Origin of the sequence: Anaerocolumna sp. MB42-C2 (genome assembly GCF_030913705.1) — a bacterium.
GTDB lineage: Bacteria > Bacillota > Clostridia > Lachnospirales > Lachnospiraceae > Anaerocolumna.
On the sequence record NZ_CP133190.1, the window covers coordinates 4744796 to 4767263 of the forward strand.

Annotated in this window: 13 protein-coding genes; 12 read left to right on the forward strand and 1 reads right to left on the reverse strand. The window is 39.8% G+C overall.

The window, feature by feature from the left end:
* Position 1 precedes the first annotated feature (1 nt).
* Together RBU59_RS21130 and RBU59_RS21135 are read left to right on the forward strand one after the other, a co-directional pair.
* Entirely contained in the window at positions 2 to 886 is an 885-nt protein-coding gene (locus RBU59_RS21130; RefSeq protein ID WP_308144453.1) for an ABC transporter permease, read from the forward strand.
* The gene (locus RBU59_RS21135) at positions 879 to 1652 is read left to right on the forward strand and encodes an ABC transporter ATP-binding protein (RefSeq protein WP_308144454.1); all 774 of its coding nucleotides are present in this window, start codon (positions 879 to 881) and stop codon (positions 1650 to 1652) included. The genes RBU59_RS21130 and RBU59_RS21135 overlap by 8 nt, the downstream gene beginning before the upstream one ends.
* A gap of 289 nt (positions 1653 to 1941) precedes the next feature.
* On the opposite strand, the gene RBU59_RS21140 is transcribed toward RBU59_RS21135, so the two are convergent.
* Positions 1942 to 2832 (reverse strand): AraC family transcriptional regulator, encoded by an 891-nt coding sequence (locus tag RBU59_RS21140; RefSeq protein ID WP_308144455.1) that lies wholly within the window; start codon positions 2830 to 2832, stop codon positions 1942 to 1944.
* A gap of 376 nt (positions 2833 to 3208) precedes the next feature.
* Here RBU59_RS21140 and RBU59_RS21145 point away from each other — a divergent pair, with 376 nt between their 5' ends.
* The 10 genes from RBU59_RS21145 to RBU59_RS21190 all read left to right on the forward strand — a co-directional run bounded on the left by RBU59_RS21145 (position 3209) and on the right by RBU59_RS21190 (position 22468).
* Positions 3209 to 4606 carry a family 4 glycosyl hydrolase gene (locus RBU59_RS21145; RefSeq protein WP_308144456.1) on the forward strand — a complete coding sequence of 466 codons (1398 nt, stop codon included), beginning with the start codon at positions 3209 to 3211 and terminating at the stop codon, positions 4604 to 4606.
* A 244-nt stretch (positions 4607 to 4850) separates the two neighbouring features.
* A complete protein-coding gene (locus tag RBU59_RS21150) occupies positions 4851 to 5693 on the forward strand; it encodes a DUF1961 family protein (RefSeq protein ID WP_308144457.1) in 843 nt (280 codons plus the stop codon).
* Between the two features lie 54 nt (positions 5694 to 5747).
* A complete protein-coding gene (locus tag RBU59_RS21155) occupies positions 5748 to 7922 on the forward strand; it encodes a helix-turn-helix domain-containing protein (protein WP_308144458.1) in 2175 nt (724 codons plus the stop codon).
* Positions 7923 to 8077: 155 nt separating this feature from the next.
* On the forward strand, positions 8078 to 9448 hold the full coding sequence (locus tag RBU59_RS21160; protein ID WP_308144459.1) for a rhamnogalacturonan acetylesterase: 1371 nt from the start codon (positions 8078 to 8080) through the stop codon (positions 9446 to 9448).
* A gap of 302 nt (positions 9449 to 9750) precedes the next feature.
* A complete protein-coding gene (locus tag RBU59_RS21165) occupies positions 9751 to 10713 on the forward strand; it encodes an ABC transporter permease (protein WP_308144460.1) in 963 nt (320 codons plus the stop codon).
* Between the two features lie 182 nt (positions 10714 to 10895).
* Entirely contained in the window at positions 10896 to 11804 is a 909-nt protein-coding gene (locus RBU59_RS21170) for a carbohydrate ABC transporter permease (RefSeq protein ID WP_308144461.1), read from the forward strand.
* A gap of 30 nt (positions 11805 to 11834) precedes the next feature.
* Entirely contained in the window at positions 11835 to 13430 is a 1596-nt protein-coding gene (locus RBU59_RS21175; RefSeq protein WP_308144462.1) for an extracellular solute-binding protein, read from the forward strand.
* 121 nt (positions 13431 to 13551) lie between these two features.
* Positions 13552 to 16215, forward strand: a complete 2664-nt coding sequence (locus RBU59_RS21180; protein ID WP_308144463.1) for an exo-rhamnogalacturonan lyase family protein — start codon at positions 13552 to 13554, stop codon at positions 16213 to 16215.
* A gap of 60 nt (positions 16216 to 16275) precedes the next feature.
* A complete protein-coding gene (locus tag RBU59_RS21185) occupies positions 16276 to 19668 on the forward strand; it encodes a sugar-binding domain-containing protein (protein WP_308144464.1) in 3393 nt (1130 codons plus the stop codon).
* Between the two features lie 319 nt (positions 19669 to 19987).
* Positions 19988 to 22468 carry a glycosylhydrolase-like jelly roll fold domain-containing protein gene (locus RBU59_RS21190; RefSeq protein WP_308144465.1) on the forward strand — a complete coding sequence of 827 codons (2481 nt, stop codon included), beginning with the start codon at positions 19988 to 19990 and terminating at the stop codon, positions 22466 to 22468.

Here is a 22468-nt window from a genome sequence, read left to right on the forward strand (position 1 = left end):
TATGACGATTCTGTTGGGGGTACTGGTTGAGGGTTTGGCTTATGGCATTATGGCCCTTGGTGTATATATAACTTATAAAATATTAGATTTTCCGGATCTGTCCGTAGACGGTACATTTCCCCTTGGAGGGGCCGTTACGGCAGTGCTGATTATAGCGGGGGTAAATCCTTTGTTAACCTTATTTATTTCTTTTATCATCGGTGGCTTTGCAGGTATGATAACCGGAATAATTCACGTGAAATTTAAGGTAAGGGATTTACTATCCGGTATCATTATGATGACGGCATTATATTCAATTAACCTTCGAATTGCGGGGAAAGCAAACCAGCCGATTTTTTCAAAGGAAACCATATTTGAAAATACGTTTCTTACCAATACCATCCCGGCAGGACTAAAACCGTTTACGGATACCATTATTTTATTGATTATAGTTGTAATCATGAAGTTATTATTAGACTTATATTTAAAAACCAGATCAGGTTATCTGCTCCGTTCCGTAGGCGATAATGATACCCTGGTAACTTCCCTGGCAAAAGATAAAGGGACGGTGAAAATTATCGGTCTTGCTATAGCCAATGCATTTGTGGCATTGGCAGGCTCCATTTATACGCAGAAGAGTGGGTTTTTCGATATTTCCTTTGGAACCGGTACCATTGTAATAGGCCTTGCCAGTGTTATTATAGGTACTAATTTATTTAAAAGCTTTTCTGCTGTTAAAGCAACCACTGCTGTTATCATAGGCTCGGTTATTTATAAAGCATGTGTATCCTTTGCCATTTCTCTTGGTATGGCTGCCTCTGATTTAAAGCTTGTAACTTCAGTTCTGTTCTTATTAATATTGATCTTAGGTTATGACCGCAAAAGGAAGGTGAAGACAAATGCTTGAATTAAAAAATATCAATAAATATTATAATCCCGGAACGGTAAATGAGATGTGTTTATTTGATCATTTTGATTTTACTGTAAAAGATCAGGAATTTGTCTCTGTGGTAGGAAGCAACGGCTCCGGTAAAACATCCATGCTTAATATTATCTGCGGAAGTATACCGGTAGATAACGGCAATATAATTATTAATGGTGCGGATATTTCAGGAATACCGGAATTCAAACGGCTGAAGTCCATCGGCCGCGTCTATCAGAATCCGGCTATGGGAACCTGTCCTAATATGACAATTTTAGAAAACATGTCCTTAGCAGATAATAAAGGAAAATCCTTTAATCTGAAATGGGGCACTAATAAAGACCGGATTGAATATTATCGTGAAAATCTGAAAATCCTAAATCTGGGGCTGGAAGATAAGTTAGAGATTCCGGTGGGTTCTTTATCCGGAGGGCAAAGGCAGGCCATGGCTTTATTAATGTCTACTATGACACCGATTGAATTTTTAATTCTGGATGAACATACTGCAGCATTGGATCCTAAAACTGCAGATTTGATTATGGAATTAACGGATAAAATAGTAAAAGAAAAGCAGCTTACAACGATTATGGTTACCCATAACCTCCGTTATGCCGTAGAATACGGCAACAGGCTGATTATGATGCATCGGGGCGAAATTGTAATCGACAAATCCAGAGCAGAGAAAGAAAGTTTGCAAATCGAAAATATACTGGATAAATTTAACGAAATTAGTATTGAATGCGGAAACTAATTAGTTTCCTGTAACTAAGCTGTTTGCATGAGAATATCTTAAGTTGTTAACCGCATTTGCTATTTAATACCTACCTGATTTAAACCAAAGACAGGGTAGGTATTATTTTTTTATTTCATAGGAAAGTTCTCCGAACCTCCCTATGAAATAAAAAGCCCGACCGGCAGGATGCACATGAACACGCAAAAGGATAATATCCTTTAGGGTAGATTGTCACTAAAGTGACAGCGCGTCAGCGCTAGAGTCTGGTAAACCAGACTCTTTCTTGTTAACTATCCTTATTTATAAGTTAAGCAAAGTCTTTTTTATCCCGAATTGACTGGGTTGTTTTCTTGTTTTTCTTTCTATATTTTAGGGGCGAAGTCTTCGTGAAGTTCGAAAATACCTTTTCAAAATAAGTTATACTTTCATAACCTAGCAAAGCAGATATTTCAGTAATGCTTAAATTGGTTTCTATAAGTATTTGCTGGGCTTTCTGGATACGGGTTATATTAATGTATTCACAGACCGTAAAACTGGTAACTTCTTTAAAGATACGGCTTAAATAGCATTTACTGATAAAGAAACGTTTGGCGAGATCGTCCAGGGATTTGACTTCTGCTGGATTGGCCATGATAAATGAGGCTACTTCACTGACTTTCTTATGTTTGGCAGTTTTGGCAAGATTTATAACCTGTTCGGGATTATCATGTATATTACTCCTTAAAGAATCAACGAACAGGGAACAGAGTTTCATCATAGTCATGGAGGTATAATGAAACTGTTTTTGATGCAGCTCATCCGCCATACCAAAAAGCAGGGCTTCCACATAATGCCGCCCGTTGTTATCCAGTTGAATCACCCCATAGTGGGATGAAAAAAATTCAGCTAAAGAAATGCCGCAGGAGGATAAGAGAAAGGTTTGAAAGGGTTCTTCTTTTAATTCAATTAAAATACGGTCGTGGTAAGACTCGCCGGCAGCACCGGTTTTATGTATTTGACCTTTATTTATAAAAACAATACTCCCCTCTTTTACAAGATAAGTTTGATTTTCAATGAAATAATAACGTTCGCCTTCCAATAAATAATAGATTTCATATTCGTCATGAACATGCTTTGTTGGCATGGTATATTCGTAGTCGCGTATAATTCGGTCAATGCAGATTCCGTCCATAATTTCCTTAAATACAATTCGTTCCATGTGTTACCTCCGTATTACACAAACAGGCAGATAATTGCGAAACTCACATATTCTAAAAACAATTTAGTTTCGCAATTGCCTAATACAGGCAGGTGATCTCGAAGCTATATAGATTCTTGATATCTGCCTTACAGGTTTCTGGTTCCTATGTTCCTATGTATTATGACAATGATTATGTATGTGACTATGCGTATTTAAAATTTAGTCAATATAGTTGGAAAAATATAAAAAATAAGCAATATTATATAAGATTATTATACCATATTATATTATAATCTTTAATACAAACACAAACATAAACTAACATAAACTAAGTGATAGATTCACACCTCTTGATGCAAGTATAAGTGGCACCGAAAGGAGGAAAGGAGCAGAAATGAAATATCAGAATAATAAGGTAACGGATTTAAAAATATCCTATATCGGGGGCGGTTCCAGAGGCTGGGCCTGGACTTTTATGACGGATCTGGCGTTAGAACCGGCTTTAAGCGGAACCATCTGCCTTTATGATCTGGATGAAAACGCTGCAAAAAATAATGAAATAATAGGAAACTGTTTGCAAAACCGGAAAGAAGTCTGCGGAAAATGGAACTATACCGTAGCAGCAGATTTAAAGGAAACAATGACAGGTGCTGACTTCATTATTATCTCTATCTTACCGGGAACATTTGATGAAATGGAAAGTGATGTTCATCTTCCGGAACGTCTTGGGATTTATCAGTCCGTTGGTGATACAGCAGGACCCGGCGGTATTGTCCGTGCTCTCAGGACTATCCCAATGTTTACTCAAATAGCAACGGCTATCAAAGAATATGCACCGAAAGCATGGGTTATTAATTATACCAATCCAATGTCCTTGTGTGTAAAGACTTTATATCATGTATTTCCAGAAATTAAAGCCTTTGGATGCTGCCATGAAGTATTCGGTACCCAAAAACTGCTGAAACGTATTACAGAGGAATCCTTGGGGATAAAAGATATTAAAAGAGAAGAGGTTTACGTTAATGTTTTAGGTATTAACCACTTTACCTGGTTTGACCGTGCTTCTTATAAGGGAAATGATATTTTTCCAGTATACCGTAATTATATCGAAAGCCATTTTGAACAAGGTTATCAGGAAAAAGATAATAATTGGGCAAATAGTATGTTTACCTGTCGCCACAGGGTTAAATTTGATTTATTCCGTAAACATGGCCTGATTGCTGCTGCCGGTGACCGTCATTTAGCAGAATTTATGCCGGGCGAGAAATACCTTAAGAATCCTGAGACAGTAAAGAAATGGGGATTTGCTTTAACTACAGTAGCCTGGAGAAAAGAGGACTTGCAAAACCGGCTGGCAAAGAGCCAAAGGCTTGTGAACGGAGAAGAAATGGAACTAAAACCATCGGGAGAAGAGGGAATACTCTTAATTAAAGCCTTATGTGGTTTGGAACGGGTAATCAGTAATGTTAATATACCTAACAGAAATAAACAAATAACAAACCTAAATAGCGGTGATATTGTAGAGACAAATGCAGTATTTGAAAGGGATTCCATCCAACCGATTATAGCGGGAACTTTACCGGAGAGTGTTCTAAATCTGATAAAACCTCATGTTGAAAATCATGAGACAGTATTAAAAGCAGCCCTAACCTGTGATAAAGAGCTGGTGGTAAAAGCCTTTTTAAATGATCCGCTAGTAAAGGGCAGAGCTTCCGAGAATGAAGTCGAGAAACTTGCAGATGATATGATACATAATACAATGAAGTATCTCCCGGAGGGATGGAAGAAATAAAGCAGTTACAATCTAAAGTTTAATTTAATTAAAAAAAATATGGTTCAAACAGTTAGTTCAGGTTTAACGTTTGGGCCATACTTTTTGTTTTATTGAATCAAGTCCATTTCCGTACACATTAAAAGCAGGCTCTATGTATATACAATTCTGAGGGAATAAAATGATAATATTAACTTTTCAACTTCCTATAACACTTTATTTTGTGGGATATGAAGTATTTTTGTTGCTAAAAACTGGTTAGAAAATGATAATTTACAGATACAATAAGGTGATTGTACAATGTGTTTATAAAGATAAGATTAAGAAAAAAGTAAATGTGCAAAATGACGGAGAATTACAGTGGCTATCAATATTGATACCGATAATAAGCACAAAGAAAATGGCGGGGATGGATATGAAAGATTACAATATAGCAGAAGCTGTAACAAAAGAGAGATTAATTTATGAAAATCCGCTGGGACAGGAGAAAGATATTGCTGAATTTGTTCTGGAGGGACAGGCGGATATCAGCTTTGAGAATAATTGTATGCGCCTGAAAAATGCTGAGGATACCGGGCTGGGACAGAAATCAAACTATGTACTCTGGTGTCCTCAGACATTTCCGGAGAATTTATTAATTACATGGGAATTTAGACCGGTGACGGATGTGGGACTTTGTATCCTGTTCTTTGCGGCAGAAGGAAAGAACGGAAAAGATTTATTTGATACCTCTCTTGCTAAAAGGGCCGGTGAATATTCGCAATATCACAGCGGTGACATCAATGCATTTCATATTTCCTACTTTCGGAGAAAGGAGCCGGATGAGAGAAAATTTCATACGTGTAACTTGAGAAAAAGTTATGGGTTTCACCTGGTGGCACAGGGGGCGGACCCACTGCCGTCTGCAGCAGATGCAATGGATTTTTATCGTATTGCTGTAACAAAATACCAAGACAGGATTTCTTTTTCCATTCAGGATCTGTGTATTGTTAGTTATATGGATGATGGTATTACTTATGGGGATACGTTAAAGAAAGGCAAAATCGGTTTTCGGCAGCTGGCTCCCTTGACGGCGGAATACAGAAACCTGAAAGTATATGAGTTATGATAAGGAACTGGTTAACAAAAAAGTGAAAATAGATGAGCAAAAGGAATATGGATTATGCGGATTAAAAAGATTTTGGATTCTCTGACCTATGAAAAACAAATGTTTATGAAACTTCTGGTGTTGGTTACAATTCCGTTAATCGTAATGGGAATCGTTTCCTGTAATATTTATATCAGTTCGGAATCTTCCAAGAGGTATCTTACCCTAAGTTCCTACAGTGATGAGATATCAGGAGAATATGGCAATATTTTTTCTTCCCTGAAAGAATATTATATTGATAACGTTAATGGGGATAGGTTCAGATGGCTGGTAAGCCAGAAGGATATCCCGTATTCACGGATAAGTAATATGCAACAGGCGCAGCGTATCCTGGGCGGCACTTATTTTATGGAAAAGTACATAAGTAATTATGAATTCATCAATATCGATCATGGATGGGTGTTTAACAAATATGGGATGTTTCCGTATGAAAAAACCTGGAACCGGGATGAAGTTAACAGATTTCTTAACAGTCAGAAAGAGATGATGCTTTCGGTTTACTGGCTGAACAGGGAGGGTACCAGGCCTCCAAAAAGTGGAAATTTCCGGAACAGTAATTCGATTGACTCTTCGGGACTGCTTTTAGTGATAAAAAATGAACATGAAATAAGCGGTATGTCCTGGCTCCTTCTGGTGCAGATTGACGAGAAAGAACTTAATAACTTGTCAGACAGTTACAAGAAACTGGGATATGATGTTACGATTCTTGCAAATGACAAAGTAATCCTTAATACTAATTCAGATATGACAGAAAGTTATCTTAAGGAGGGGATGAAAGGTTCTGGAATATACCGGTCTGCTAGTGGAAAAAAGTATAATATTAATGTAAGGAATGGGGAAACGGACGGATTAACTTTTGTGATTGGATATGACAAAACAAAGATAAATAAGGATGCCACTATATTTGTAATGGCCTCTTTTGTGGTAATAGCTGTGTTTGTTTTACTTCTGGTAATTATCCGTCTGACGGCAATGGCATTTTCAAAACCGCTGCTGGTATTGCAGGAATTTGTGAAGGACCAAAATTTACAGATCAAAGAATTATTTGTATCTAATTTACTGAAAGGAGAACTGAATGAAGAAAGGATAGAAAACAGCTTAAAAAAGTATGGGATTACCGTCTATCCGGCTTACCGGATGATCGCCATTACCTGTAAGGGGACAGATGACCGGTTAAAAGAAAAATACGGGGAAATACTTTCCGGGCTTCCGGAAAAACTTAAAAAACGTATGTTCATTACACCTGTCTATTATGAGGAAAGATTGGTTTTTCTGGTGGGAGCAGAAATTGATATAGAGGTAGATAATAAAACGGTAGCTCTTTATAAAGAGATTAAGGATTACATTGCCGAAAATTTCGGAATGGCCACTGCATCGGGAATCAGCCAGCCATTCCATAAGCTCCACCATGTACGAAAGGCCTATAACGAATGTGCCCAGGCTATTAGTAATAAAGCTAATACAGAAGATACAGAAAACTCCTCTCTGGCCCTGTTCGATGATTATTTAGCAATGAATTCCCAGGAAAATGTATATGACATGATTATTGAAAACGAATTGATTCTGGCTATTGACAGCTGCAAAGATGAAGAAGCGGGACGTCTTCTGGAATTAACCATTGTCCGTATGGAGATGAAAAGTGTAGTTGGTATTGAGCGTAATTTTTATCTGACCAGACTTTTGACTGCCATACTGAATATTCCCGGGTCAGCCGGTGTGGCACTTTCCGATATATTTGATAGTGAGCAGTACAATATTTTAAACAGTATTACACAGATTTACGGGAAACAGGAATTAGTAAAAGCTATCAGTCGGGAAATCATAGACCCGATTATTCATAAACTTTTGAAAAAACGGCAGGAGAGTCAAGAGTCTGAAATTTTAACACAAGTAATAAAGCTTTTAAAAGACAGCAGGGGGAATATCACCCTGAATGAATGTGCAGACCGGTTATGTTATCATCCAAATTATTTAAGCAAGGTTTTAAAACATGAACAGGGTGTTACATTTACCGACATAGCAAACAAAGAAAAATTAAAGCAGGCCAAGTATATGCTTCTGACTACAGAATGTTCTGTGGCAGAAATCTCGGAAAAGCTTCAATATAATAATGTACAAAATTTTATACGTTTTTTCAAAAATCATATGGGATTTACCCCGGCGGCTTTTCGCAAAGAGCACCGTCAATAACTTCTTCCCCAATTATTTGAGATGCCGCTTTGCGGTATCATTATAAACGAGTGAAAGAAAATTTAGAATATGAAAGGTTGCCACATTGTGATTCTTTCACATTTTATTCTGTGGCAGTATCGCAGGATACCTGCGATATGCAATGGGTGTAAAAAATGAAAAGTTTTGAAAGTAGAAATAACAGCAGTGAGATAGTTTTTGAATTATATCCTGTAGGTGATAAAGCAGGCAAGGAACCTAGATATAACGGAGTAAATTATCATATCATGCACCACTCATATCCTGAGGAGGCAAAAGGATGGGTTAATGAAATATATTATCCGAGGCAGGAACATCTATCACATAATCTTACTTCCGTTATGGAAAAAGATTATTGTCTTCTTAAAAGTATGATGTGGAGGGAGACAGAGGAAACCGGATTTGGCATCTTTGAGTATGAGGATACAGATGTATTTCACATCTTTCTTGAAAACGCGGATTATGATGTTACGATTACTTTTTGCAATCCTGAGGATAACCCATATCAGGCCGCTGTGAAGGCGGATAAGATAAAAAAGGCAGACAGGATAGAGGTGGACAGGGAAAATAGTATTACTTTTTGCACCAGTGTGGTTAAAAATGAATTAATTCTTAAAATCTTGCCGGTATGCTATGGCACATCCAGAGAAAAAGCCGGACCTGAACAGGTTTACATAAAACAGATTACAATAAAGAGAAAACCGGATAAAAAACCAGGTTTAAAACCTACCGTATTTCTGGCATCGGATTCCACTGTACAAACTTACAGTAAATCGGATTTTCCACAGGCAGGCTGGGGAGAAATGCTGATTCATTATTTTAAAGAGGATACGGCTGCAGCGTTGGACAATAGTAACCTAAGCGATGAACCAGGTGTTTATGAGACGAAAGATATTAGAATTGATAACCGGGCCATAGGCGGTAGAAGTTCCCGTTCTTTTTTGGAAGAGGGCCGGTTTGACGATATTCTCAAAGAATTAAAACCCGGCGATTACGTATTTGTACAGTTCGGACATAATGACGCTACGGCTGCAAGACCGAACCGCTACGTATCTTACAGGGATTTTGCTGGATATCTTCAGTATTATATTGACGGAGTCAGGCAAAGAAAAGGAATTTGTGTTTTAGTTACACCTGTGGAAAGAAGGAGTTACGATGAAAAAACCGGTTTATTTCACTTAAGCTTTCCGCAATACAGAGAGGTAATGCTTAACTTAAGCAGAGAACAAAACATTCCGTTACTTGATTTGGGTTTAGAAAGTACTTTTTACTTAAATACAGTTGGACCGGAAAGAAGTAAAAAGCTTTATCTGTGGACCAATCCCGGAGAATATCCGGAAAGCAGGTATGCCAGCGGAGTATCCGACAATACCCATTTACAGAAAAAGGGAGCATTCATAATTGCCGGTTTAGTTATTCGATTAATAACCGGATATCACAAAGACCGTCAGCTGGATGTACTTAAAAATTTAATTAAAGATGGTTTTTCAACAAATGATGTCATATAGGGGAGGATCATTTACTCCGGTGTAATTAAAAAAGAGCATCGACAATAATGGAATAAGATGATAATTCAATTTTAAATTTCGATAAAACTACCTTTTTGTATTGGAATATAAAGGTTCATCACCGGACAAAAACAGGTTAGAAAATGATTATTTACAAATATCAGCAGACAGATATACAATATGCCTGCAAACAGGAAGAATATCAAAAAAAATTAAGCATAATAACGGGATATAAATGGGAATCAGGGGTGAAACACCTGTTAATATTAACAAAATAAGAAAGGAATAATAGGAGACGACATATGGAAAAAACCAAAATAAAACCGAAAGCAGTGACCGGAACCTGGAAATATGCGCTTACTGCACATAAATGGCTGTATTTGATGATTATACCCGGTGTACTGTACATGCTCATTTTTAATTATTTGCCAATGGGAGGACTGATTATGGCGTTTCAGGATTTCAGCCCTTATAACGGAAACTCCACTTTGGGAGCATTTACCGGAAGCCCTTTCGTAGGATTGGATATATTCAAAAAATTTTTTACGGGACCTGATTTCTTAAGGCTTTTAAAAAACACCTTATCCATCTCTATAGCCAGCCTGGTTTTTTATTTCCCGGCTCCCATATTGCTGGCACTTATGTTAAATGAAATCAGGTGTATACTCTTTAAACGTGTAACCCAAACCATGGTCTATATCCCACATTTTATTTCCATGGTAATTGTGGCCGCATTAACCGCACAGCTTTTCAGTACCACGGATGGTCTTGTTTACCACGTATTTGAAGAGATATTCGGTCGGAACAAAGCACCTGATATCATGTCGGACCCCAAACTGTTTGTGACAATGCTCATCGGACAGAGCATGTGGAAAGAAACAGGGTATGGAACGATTATATTTTTGGCAGCTCTTTCGGGAGTGGATGTCCAGCTCTATGAAGCAGCGGAGGTGGACGGAGCGGGCCGGTGGAGAAAGATGTGGCATATTACCCTTCCGGCCATTCGTTCCACCATAGTAATCATGCTGATTCTGAAAGTTGGTTCTATTCTCAATACAGGATACGAACAGATATTCCTTATGCAGAACTCCATGAACCGCATTGTTTCCGATGTATTTGATACCTATATTTATACTAAAGGTGTAGTAAATGGAAGCTATTCCCTGGCGACGGCGGCAGGATGTTTTAAGTCCATTGTGAGTATGATTATGGTACTTGGAGCGAACCGCCTGGCCAAAGCATTCGGTGAGTCCGGATTTTATTAATACTTTCAATAATAATAAATAATAGGTAATAGCGAAACTCACATATTGTTTTTATATGCCAAGCAATTAATGGTCTATAGGGGATCAGAAGCTGGTAACAAGTATCAATTGCATGGTATATTCAAAAAACTTTATAGTTTCGCAATTGCCAATATAAATAAGTCAATAAGGAGAAATGAATAATGGCTAAGGCGAAAATAAAAGGAACAAAAATAAAACGAAGCCCAGGGGATCAATTTGTTCAGGTAGTGATATATCTGTTCATAGGGATATTTGCACTGATTACGCTGCTTCCCTTTGTATATGTGGTAGCCGGTTCCTTTGCAACGGAACGGGAGTTGACGGAACGTGCGTTTTTTCTTTTCCCTCACACCATATCCTTAAACGCGTATAAGTATATCTTAAGAACGGGAGATACTTTCAGGGGGCTTAAGAATTCGGTTATTGTTACCTTAGTGGGAACGTTAATAAACATGGTGTTTTCCTGTACTCTGGCATATCCTTTGTCACGGCGTTATTTTAAAGGAAAGACCTTTATTACCAATATGGTAATCATTACCATGGTGTTTAGCGGCGGAATGATGCCTTCTTATCTTTTGGTCGCCAATGTGCTCCATCTGAAAAATACTTTTTGGGCTTTGTGGCTCCCGGGGGCTATCAATGCTTTTAACATGATTATAATTAAAAGTTATTTTCAGGGAATTCCCACGGAATTGGAGGAAGCGTCCAGAATGGACGGGTGTAATGACGGGCAGATTTTCATAAAAGTTATCCTTCCGCTGTCCAAGCCGGTTTTAGCAAGTGTGTCTCTTTTTTACGCGGTCACCCACTGGAACTCTTATTTTAATGCCATGATGTATATTTCAGATAAAAATAAAGAAGTAATCCAGATTGTACTGCGCAGAATTATCTTCCTGACCTCTGCTGTGGCGACGGAGGGGGGATTTGATTGGGGGGCTTTTGGTACACCTCCGGAAAAAGCTGTCAAGATGGCAACCACTGTAGTAGCAACGATACCTATTTTAATGATTTATCCGTTTATACAGAAATATTTTACCCAGGGAGTTATGGTTGGCTCCGTTAAGGGATGATATTAATAAAAAAAGCGAGGAGAACTAACTATGAAAAAGATATGGAAAAAAGTTATATCAACAGTATTGACCGGCACAATGATTTTATCACTGACCGCATGTGGAGGAGGAAACCAGAGCAGTCCCACCGGAAATTCTTCCGTTTCAACAGGCACATCCGGTTCTGCGGAAAGAACTGATTCGGGAGAAAAACCGACCATTACCTTAATGGCGCCGTCTTTCTACGGAACCGATTTGAAGAATGAACATTCGGACGAAGTAATACAAAAGTATGAGGAATACACAGGGACCCATGTGGAATGGCAGTGGGAAACCAATGACACTTATGCTGATAAATTTGGTCTTACTCTGATGGACAAGGACAATATGCCCATGATTCTTACCGCCGGCGGTAATTTAACGGCTAATGTGGTAGATGCGGCTAAAAAAGGAGCTTTCTGGGATCTGACCCCCTATCTTAAGGATTCTAAAAGCTATCCCAACCTGTCCCAGGCAAATGAAAATGTATTAAAAGCATTGACAGTGGATGACAAGATTATAGGTCTTTACCGCGCAAGAGAAATCGGTCGATATGGGTTCTCCTACCGGAAAGACTGGGCGGAAGCAGTAGGTATTACCGAGGACCCTAAGACGATTGACGATGTTTATAATATGCTTTATAAATTTACCAATGAAGATCCTGACGGCAACGGAAAAGACGATACATACGGAATGGAAATGACCAAATATACGGGACCGCTTGATATTATTCAGACATGGTTTGGGTGTGGCAACGAATGGGTGGAACAAGACGGAAAACTGGTGCCTGTTCATCAAACGGCAGAATATAAAGAGGCCCTGAAATGGATGAAAAAGGTTTATGATGAGGGACTGGTACGTAAGGATTGGGCAACGGTTGATTCGGGAACCTGGAGCGACGGTTGTAAAAAAGGAGAAGCCGGTGTATTTATTGATGTTATGGACAGTGGTAAAAGAATATGGCAGTATTTTAATGATAATGATGTAAAATCCGTTACAAATTCTTCTGATATGGCCTCCATGAGCCTGGTGGGGCCTATAAATGGAAAGACACTGGCAACCAGCGGCTTTAACGGGTATTTTATGATAACAAAATCAGGGGCAAAAACGGAAGAAGACGTTAAAAATTGCCTTCATTTTCTGGATAAGATGAATGACGATGAAATGCTTGCATTAGCCGACTATGGATTGGAGGGAGTTACCTATGATCTTAATGGCAACGGAGAGGTCCAGTTAAGGAAAGAACTGGATGTTAGTGAGACTCCCCAGGTAGGTTTAAATCAGTGTATTTGCTACATACCTAATCTGGCAAGTACAACGTACAAGTTGGTAGCGGATGAACCAACAATGGCACAGAATGCTGCTTATGCGGTAAACAAACAGGTTGCTGTCTTTAACCCGGCGTTAGGATATCTTGCAAATTCTGAGGTAAATGCGGAAGTCGGCACCGATATTGAGCAGATTATTGAAGACGCAAGAACCCAGTATATTTGCGGACAGATTGATGAAGCCGGTCTTGATGCGGCCGCAAAACAATGGCTGGACCGGGGAGGCGACAGGCTGGTTGAAGAAATCAACAGGCTGTACCAGAATGATTCGGCGAAATAAGGATGTCAACCGGGTATAACAAATGTTACGGGTAAAATAAGAATACAGGTAAAAGGCTTCGAACGTATCATAACGATTGAAGCCTTTTTACAGCAATATTAATATTTTGGAGGAAAGTGGAATGATACTGCATAAGCTTGGAGACAGAATAAAAACCGGTTATACTACATGGGGCTGTATGTGGGAAAAGGGAAAGTGTTCCAAAGAGACCGGCTATATTCTAAATAATAAGGCTGGGAAAGAGGTACCCATGCAGACCCGGATTACGGCATACTGGCCGGACGGTTCCGTGAAATGGACTGCCCATACGGCAGATGCTACCCTTTTAGAGGATGAAATAGAAGTTCTTCCTGTGGATGAAATAAAAGATTTTCCCGGAAAGGGAGAGGAAGCCCTTTCCATTAAAACCAAAGACAGGAATAAAATTATTGTAAAGAAGGACGGAAAAAGGCTGAAAGTCCATGCTGGCAGCCTGGAGCTTGAAATAACGGGGGAGGGTACAATGCTTTTTGATTCTGTTTCCTTTGCAGGAACGGTTTATCTGACTGGGGCAAAGCCCGTTCTTCTGCTGGAAGAGCCGGCTGTATGGGAAAGCTGTCCGGTCAGGATAGAAAAAAACTATCAGCCAAGGATAACAGAGGTTTGTATTGAGGAAGAGGGGGAGCTTCAGGTAATTCTAAAATATATGGGCAACCATGAACTGGCAGACGGGGATCAGAAGATACCTTTTGTGATTCGTATGAAAATAGGGTATAACAATCCTCGTCTGGATTTTATACATACGTTTTTATACGACGGTGATGAAGACAGAGATTTCTTAAAAGGAATCGGAATCAGCTTTAGTTCGCCACTGGAAGGAGAAATCTATAACCGCCATGTGAAATTTATGGGAGATCATGGTGTTTTCCATGAAAGTATGGCACAGCTCCTTTCCTGGAGGCCAAGAATACCCCAGGAGATTTATGCAAATCAGATTCAGGGGCAGATACTTAATTTGGAGGGAAAAGATAAGAAGCTTGTGGATACAGTATTAGAGGCAATGCCTTTCTGGAGCGAGTATGATTTATGCCAGGACAGTGTGAACCATTTTTCAGTCAGAAAGAAAATAAAGGATGAAAACTGCTGTTATTTAGACTGTTTTCACGGAAACCGGACACAGGGAGGAGCAGCTTTTGGTTCCGAGCATGGATCGATCCTTTTTTCAATCCGGGATTTCTGGGAAAAATATCCTTCCGGTTATACTTTTCGGAATTTGGATGGAGACTGCGCAGAAGCTGTGATGTGGCTGTGGTCGCCAAAAGCAGAGGCCATGGATTTCCGCCATTACGCAAACCGTGGTTATAACCGGGTTTATTATGAGGGATATGATTACAAGGGGGCATCACCCTATGGGATTGCCTGTACCAGTGAATGCTCGGTATTACTCTCAGAGAAAATGATACCGGCAGATGAGGAATTAGAGGAATTTACGGAAACGATAAATCACCCGGTTCAGTATGTCGGAACCGCTTTGTACTATCATGAGCTGAAAGCGTTTGGATACTGGTCATTACCGGAACGCAAAACACAAATGGAGGTCTGGATAGAGGACCAGCTAAATCGTGCGGTTACATTTTATCGGTCGGAAGTTGAACAGAGAAACTGGTACGGTTTGTTTAATTATGGGGATTTCATGCATACCTATGACAGGGAACGCCACCAGTGGCGGTATGATATGGGAGGTTATGCCTGGGATAATACGGAACTGGTTCCAACCTTATGGTTGTGGTATGCATTTATGAGAACCGGCAGGGAGGATATTTTTATTTTGGCCGAAAAGCTGTCAAGGCATGCTTCAGAGGTTGACGTATACCATATGGGCAAGTATAAAGGCCTGGGTTCCCGCCATAACGTAAGGCATTGGGGGTGCCCCTGCAAGGAAGCCAGGATCGCCATGGCGGCCCACCACCGCTTTTATTATTATCTGACAGGGGACCGGAGACTGGAGGATATCTTTCACGAGTTAAAGGATAATGAGATGACCTTCTTGAATAAGGATCCTCTGGCCGATTTTTATGAAAAAGAAAAAATGGTTTATCCCAGTCATGCCAGAAGCGGCCCTGACTGGTCTTCCCTCTGCGCAAACTGGATGACCGGGTGGGAACGGTTTAATGATAAAAAATACAGGGACAAGATAAATACAGGGATTGAAGATATTAAAAAAGCACCTCTTAAACTGATATCCGGGCCTGACTTTGAATTTGATCCTGCAACTGTCCACCTTAAGTATATTGGTGAAAGAGCTGCCGGAGGAACCCATCTTCAAATCTGTATGGGGGCACCGGAGGTATGGATGGAGCTTTCCGATCTGCTCGAGGATGAAGAGTGGAAGAAGATGATGGCCGATTACGGAAGGTTTTATTATCTGCCGAGGGAGCAGCAGCTGGAAGAATCAGGCGGAATCATAGGGGAACGGGAATTCAGCCTGCCTTTTATGGCAGCTGCCATGGGTGCTTATGGGGCATGGTATTTAAAGGATAAAAAACTGGCAGAGGTGACCTGGCGCCACCTTCTTCATACATTAATCAGCGGAGGAAACCATGACGGATTTAAGGTGAATACGGTTATTAACAAGGGCAATCAGGAGAAGTTAGCGGAAATTCCGTGGATTTCTACCAACTTTACGGCCCAGTGGTGTCTGAATGTAATAGTCGCCCTGGCATTTATTCGGGAGTATCTGCCGGAAAACCTTAAGGAAGCGGATAAACTCGTTGAAGACATGGCCTCATGGCCAATTACTCGCTGAATAGAAATCTGTAAAAAAGTCTTTTAACATCTAAATCCTAAAAAGCGGGAGGAGTAAAAAATGATATGGGAGTGTACGTTTCAGGGTGTTTGGAACTTCAGATTAGGCGGCGATACGCCGGAAACATGTGCAAAAGAGATAAATACGGAAAAGAAACAGACCTGCGGGGAAGTGGAATATGAGGATAAGATAATAATTCCTGGTATTTTGCAGGCTCAAGGTTATGGAGAAGCTATTACGAAAACTACACCATGGGTATCAAGCCTCCATGATAAGCTCTGGTATCAGAGAGAGGAATATAAAACGACGGGGGAGGAAATAAATATACCCTTTTTAAGTCAGCCGCCAAGGCATTATACCGGAACGGCCTGGTATCAGAGGGCGTTTGAAATACCGGATAATCTGGAGGACTGTATCTTTTATTTTGAAATGGAATGTGTAAAATGGAAGACTTCCCTATGGGTAAATTCCCGGTTTGTTGGGTCCGAAACCGGCCTTTGTACACCTCATAGATATTGCCTTGGGATGTTAAGGAAAGGAGAACACCGTATTACGGTATGTGTGGATAACCGGTTTCAATACCCTTACAGGCCGGACGGGCATATGGTATCGGATGCCTTAGGTGCGTCCTGGAACGGTATAGCTGGGAGGGTTTCCATAAAGGCGGTTCCCGCTGTACATATGGAAAATATCAGGGTGTTTCCGGAACCAGCAGCCAGAAAGGCCTCCGTTGTGGTTTCAATTAGAAATCATACAGGCCAGGACCAGAAGGTCCGGGTAGAAGTAAATAAGATAAGTAAATTCATTGTTATAACGGAGGAATTACAAACCGTTGTTTTTGAGATGTCTTATCCAAAAGAGGCTTATGAATGGGATGAATATTTGCCTGTCTTACATAAAGTGAATGTGTCATGTACTTTCCGGTACAGGACTGAGGAAGAGGAGGTTAGTTTCGGTTTTCGAAGTATTGAGGTAAAAGAAGGAAAATTTTATATCAATAACCGGCCCGTATATTTTCGCGGAACCCATTTCGGCGGGGAATTTCCCTTGACAGGATACCCGTCCGTTGAGGTTTCGGACTGGAAGAAAATCATTGGGACTTGTAAGGCATGGGGGTTGAATTATATACGTTTTCACTCTTTCTGCCCTACAGAGGCGGCCTTTACCGCAGCAGACGAAGAGGGGATATATCTGCAGGTGGAATGCGGTATGTGGAATAAATTTTATGAAGACTGTGAAATGAGTGATGTATTATGGGATGAAACCAGGAAGATACTGGATAGCTTTGGAAATCATCCTTCCTTTTTAATGCTTTCCCCAAGTAACGAACCGGGAGGGGAATGGTACAAACCACTTACGGATTGGGTGAAAAAGTGCAGGGAAACGGATAACAGGCATATATATACCACGCAATCCGGCTGGCCTTATCCGGTGGAGCCTGCCAGGATAGAAGGAACGGATTATGTTTATTTTCACCGTTCCGGTTATGGTATACAGCCCGGCGGAACGATCCGGGGAGATAAGGGGTGGCATGGAAAGGATTACCGAATATCCCTTAAGGGAATTAAGTATCCCGTGATATCCCATGAATTAGGACAATGGTGCTCCTATCCGGACTATAATGTGATCGATAAATTTACGGGATACTTAAAACCCGGTAATTATATCGCTTTCAGGGAGAGTGCAAAAAAGCATGGTGTTTTAACGAAAGTCCCGGAGTTTGCCTGGTGTTCCGGAAAGCTAAAGGTACAGCTGTATAAAGAAGAAATTGAAGCAAACTTTCGGACACCCCATTTATATGGGTTTGAGCTGCTGGATCTACACGATTATCTTGGACAGGGTACCGCAATTGTAGGTCTTCTTGATCCTTTCTGGGAAGAAAAGGGATTTGTAACACCGGAGGAATTTAAAACTTTCTGCCGGGAAACTGTACCTTTGCTGCGCATTTCCAAAAGGGTATTTACAACGGATGAAATACTGGATTGTCCGGTGGAATTCTGTCATTTTGGCAGGGAGGAGATGAAAAAGGCAGGAATATACTGGACAATTCTAAATCATAAAGGAGAAGCTCTTATAACAGAAGATTTTTTACCTATGGACCTGCCTTTAGAAAAAAATATAGAAGTTGGGAGAATACAGCTGGTCTTAAAGAGACTTAAGGCACCTGAGGAATATGAAATCGTAATCGGAATACGGAATACTTCCATAAAGAACAGCTGGTCCTTCTGGCTTTATAATGCACAGGAAGAAATATCCTTTGGCGAAGAAGTCTTATATACCCGTTCCCTGGGGAAAGCCATAGAGGCTTTAGCTCTGGGAAGAAAGGTGATTTATTCACCTCGCCCGGATCATCACAGGCTGGATTCTCCGCCCCTGTCCGTTAGACCCTCTTTTTGGAATTCGCAGATGGGCCCTACTTACAGCCGGGGAATGGGTCTGGCGATAAGGGAAAACCATCCGGCCCTTTCCTTGTTCCCAACCAGAGCATACCAGGAGTGGCAATGGGAGGAGATTATTTATGGGGCTTATGGACTTAATCTTTCAGGGTTCCCGGAAGAACTTACGCCCATTGTACAGCCCATTGACGACTATACCCGGAATTACAGACTGGGAATGATCCTGGAATGTAAGGTCTTAGAGGGTTTCCTGCTTATCGTTACGGCCGATCTGGATCAGGATTTAGAAAAAAGACCTGCCGCCAGGTTATTAAAAAAATCCCTGTTTGCCTATGCTGCATCAGTGATGTTTTCTCCCAAAGTGCAGGTCAATGAAGAAGTACTTTTAAATGCCTTTTTCCCCAGAAAAATCATGCTGGATTATAAGGTTAAGATAAAGTTGTTAAGAGATACTCAAGTCACAAAGCCTGGTTTCTATAAGACGGATCTTGAGCCGGAAGGTTTATGTGAGGCGGAAACGGGGGATGAAGATTATTCATCCATTTTAGATGGAAATCCGAATACCTATTATATGAAAGAGCAAGACAGCTACCCATTTATAATTGAAATGGAAACTGAAAAGGAAATCAATATCAAGGGCCTTATTTATATGCCCAGGCAAAATGAGAGGGAGCATAAAGGTGACATAAAGGGATGTTGGGTCCAGGTTTATGTAAATGACAGCTGGAAGACGGTATATGAAGGAGCGTTGGTTTCCTCCTACGAACCGAAAGAAATTCTGTTTATTGAGGAAGTGGCTGCGAAAAGAGTGCGGTTTATGGCACTCTGCGGGTTTTCTGCTAAAGATATGCCTGATTTTACGGAAACATCGGATGGATGGACTTTGCAGACTAAGGATTATGAGGATACTTCTGTCGCTATAGCAGATTTATTGTTTATTCCTGCGGTAAATCCTTTAAATTATAACTTGGATTTACCGGAGAAAATATCGTGTGGTGAAAATAGGGCGGAGGTACTGTTACAGGAGAAAACTGCATCCAGAGAAATTGAGTATTAATATAAACTCTGGCCTCTTATCCATTATACCGACGCTTATGCGAATCAGTAAAAACCTGCTGGCAAGGGTTGGGACGAACTCAGTTAAATAGATAAGAATTACACATTTATATAATGGATTTTAATGTAAAACTGTATTAGTATTATATACATATCAGAATAATATGAACCTGATTCACAGGAAGTTTATATAAAAAGTAAAAGGCAGTATCATATTTGAAATTATGAAAGAAAGTTGTGATAAGGACTGTTGCATAATAGTCATAATAAACTAAGTATATTAAGCTATTTTGCGACAGTCCTTGTAAAGGGTGAAAAATATGCTGGAATCGTTAAAAAACGGATTTTTAAATCCACCGGATGAATTTACTCCGATACCCTTTTGGTTTTGGAATGGTGATCTGACAGAACAGGAAATAATAAGACAAATACATGATTTTAATGAAAAAGGAGTAAAGGGATTTGTTATTCATCCAAGAATCGGAATTCCAAGGGAGATAGAATATCTTTCGGATCGGTTTATGGAGCTTGTAACATGTGGGGTTTTAGAAGCAGAGAAGCTTAGCATGAAGGTAGTATTATACGACGAAGCGATGTATCCGTCAGGTTCTGCCCATGGAATGGTGGTAAAAAATAATCCGGAGTACGCAAGTATCGGATTAAAAATGACAGAATATCAATGCAGAGGTCAGTTAAAGATTACTTTAACCGAAAGAGAGAAAGATAAATTAGTTTCCGTACAGGCAGTTAAAAAAGTATCCGGTAAAGAAATTATTCCGGAGAGCATTACTAAACTTCAGGTTAATGATAATGAGATTAACTTTACGGCAGAAGAAGCTGATTGGTCGGTTTTATTATTTGCAGAGACTTTTACAAAAGGTCATATCAGAGGAATCCATTTTGGAGAAGATGATGGGGAAAAAGAGGCTCCGGCTTCCGCCGATCTGTTAAACATATCAGCGGTGGAAGAATTTATTAAACTTACTCATGAAAGGTATTATAAAGTTTTGAAAAAATATTTTGGTAAAACCATTATCGGTATGTTTACGGATGAACCGGATATTATGGGCAGAGGTTTTGAGAAAGGGTTAATTCCCTGGACCGGCGGTTTTTTGAAATATTACATACAGCAGGGGAATGCTGAATTTGATTTGCCTTTATTATGGTTTGACGTCTTTAAAACCTCCGACTTGAAAAGAAAAAGATACCAGGAAGCAGTAAATAAAAGAATGGAAGAGACCTACTATAAACCGGTCTATGAATGGTGCAGTAGACATAACATTGCATTAACCGGCCATCCTCATGAAAGTGATGATATCGGTTTTCTAAAATATTTTCATATACCCGCTCAGGATATTGTCTGGAGATGGGTGGCTCCGGAAAATAATCTGGCTCTTAAGGGGCAGCATAGTACTATGGCAAAATGTACAGCGGATAGTGCCAGACACAGGGGAAAGAGGAGAAATGGAAATGAATGTTTTGCCTGCTGCGGAAAAAACAAAGTGGAGTGGGCCTTTTCTGCTGATGATATGAAATGGTATATGGATTGGCTGTTTGTAAGAGGGGTTAATCTGTTATATCCCCATGCTTTTTTCTATTCTGTCGACGGACCCGGAAGAATAGGGGAGAGACCACCGGACGTAGGACCAAATAATATTTGGTGGCCCTATTATAAACAAATATCCAATTATATCAAAAGAATGTGTTATCTGATGACTGACAGTGTAAATCTTGCTAAAGTGGCAGTGTTATGCGAAGCACATCATTTACCATGGCAGATCGTGAAACCTTTATATGAAAACCAGATTGAGTTTAATTATTTGGAAAAGGAATTGTTTCTGTCCGGGAATTGTTTCATACAGGAATCCTGCATTAGAATTGAAAAGCAGGCATACAGAATTTTGGTCATAGAAGATGATAAACTGATTGATAATGCCATTATGGATAAAATTTCTACTTTTATTCATAATGGCGGGAGTGTGATTGTTTACAATCCGGATAAGACAGATTTAAAAATTCAAAAGATGATATCCATTCCACATTTTTATGATATTGTGGAAAAAATCGATGCGGTCATAGGCAGAGAAGTGGCGGTTTTAAAGGAAGTTAAAGATTTAAGAGTTACTCATATTGTTAAGAATGGATTTGAATTTTTTGTATTTGTAAATGAAGGAGAAAAAGAGATAAACACTTTGGTAAGATTAAAGCCGGCCGGCAACGTAGGTAACATAGAAAAATGGGATGCTTTAAGAGGGGATATCAAGGAGGCAGCCCTCATTAGAAAAGCAGAAGTTGATTACATGGATATCGGACTTAAATTAAGCAGAAGAGAGTCTCTTATCTTACGGGTGAAGGGGGAAGAATCACCGGAGTTATCTAATTGTCCAACTAAAATAGCAGTCAAAGAGAAAATGAATCTGGATAATGACTGGTATATGGGGGCAGATTTGGATAACTTAGAGAAAATAAGTAAACTGATACCCTGGAATACTATAAGGGGAATGGAACATTTCTCCGGCGGGGTGACTTATAAAACACAATTTTTTATAAAAGAGGACCCCCAAAATAAAAAAGCAGAGATTAATTTAGGGGAAGTTTATGAAATTGCCAGAGTGTTTTTAAACGGACAGGATTTAGGAGTACAAATGTGGTCACCTTATCTGTTTCAGGCAACAGATTTTATAAGAAAAGGAGAAAATATCCTAATAGTAGAGGTTAAAAATACTCTTGCCAATGAAATATGCGGATTAAGTCTGAAATCCGGTTTAATCGGGCCGGTAAGTCTAAGCTTTAGTGGATGA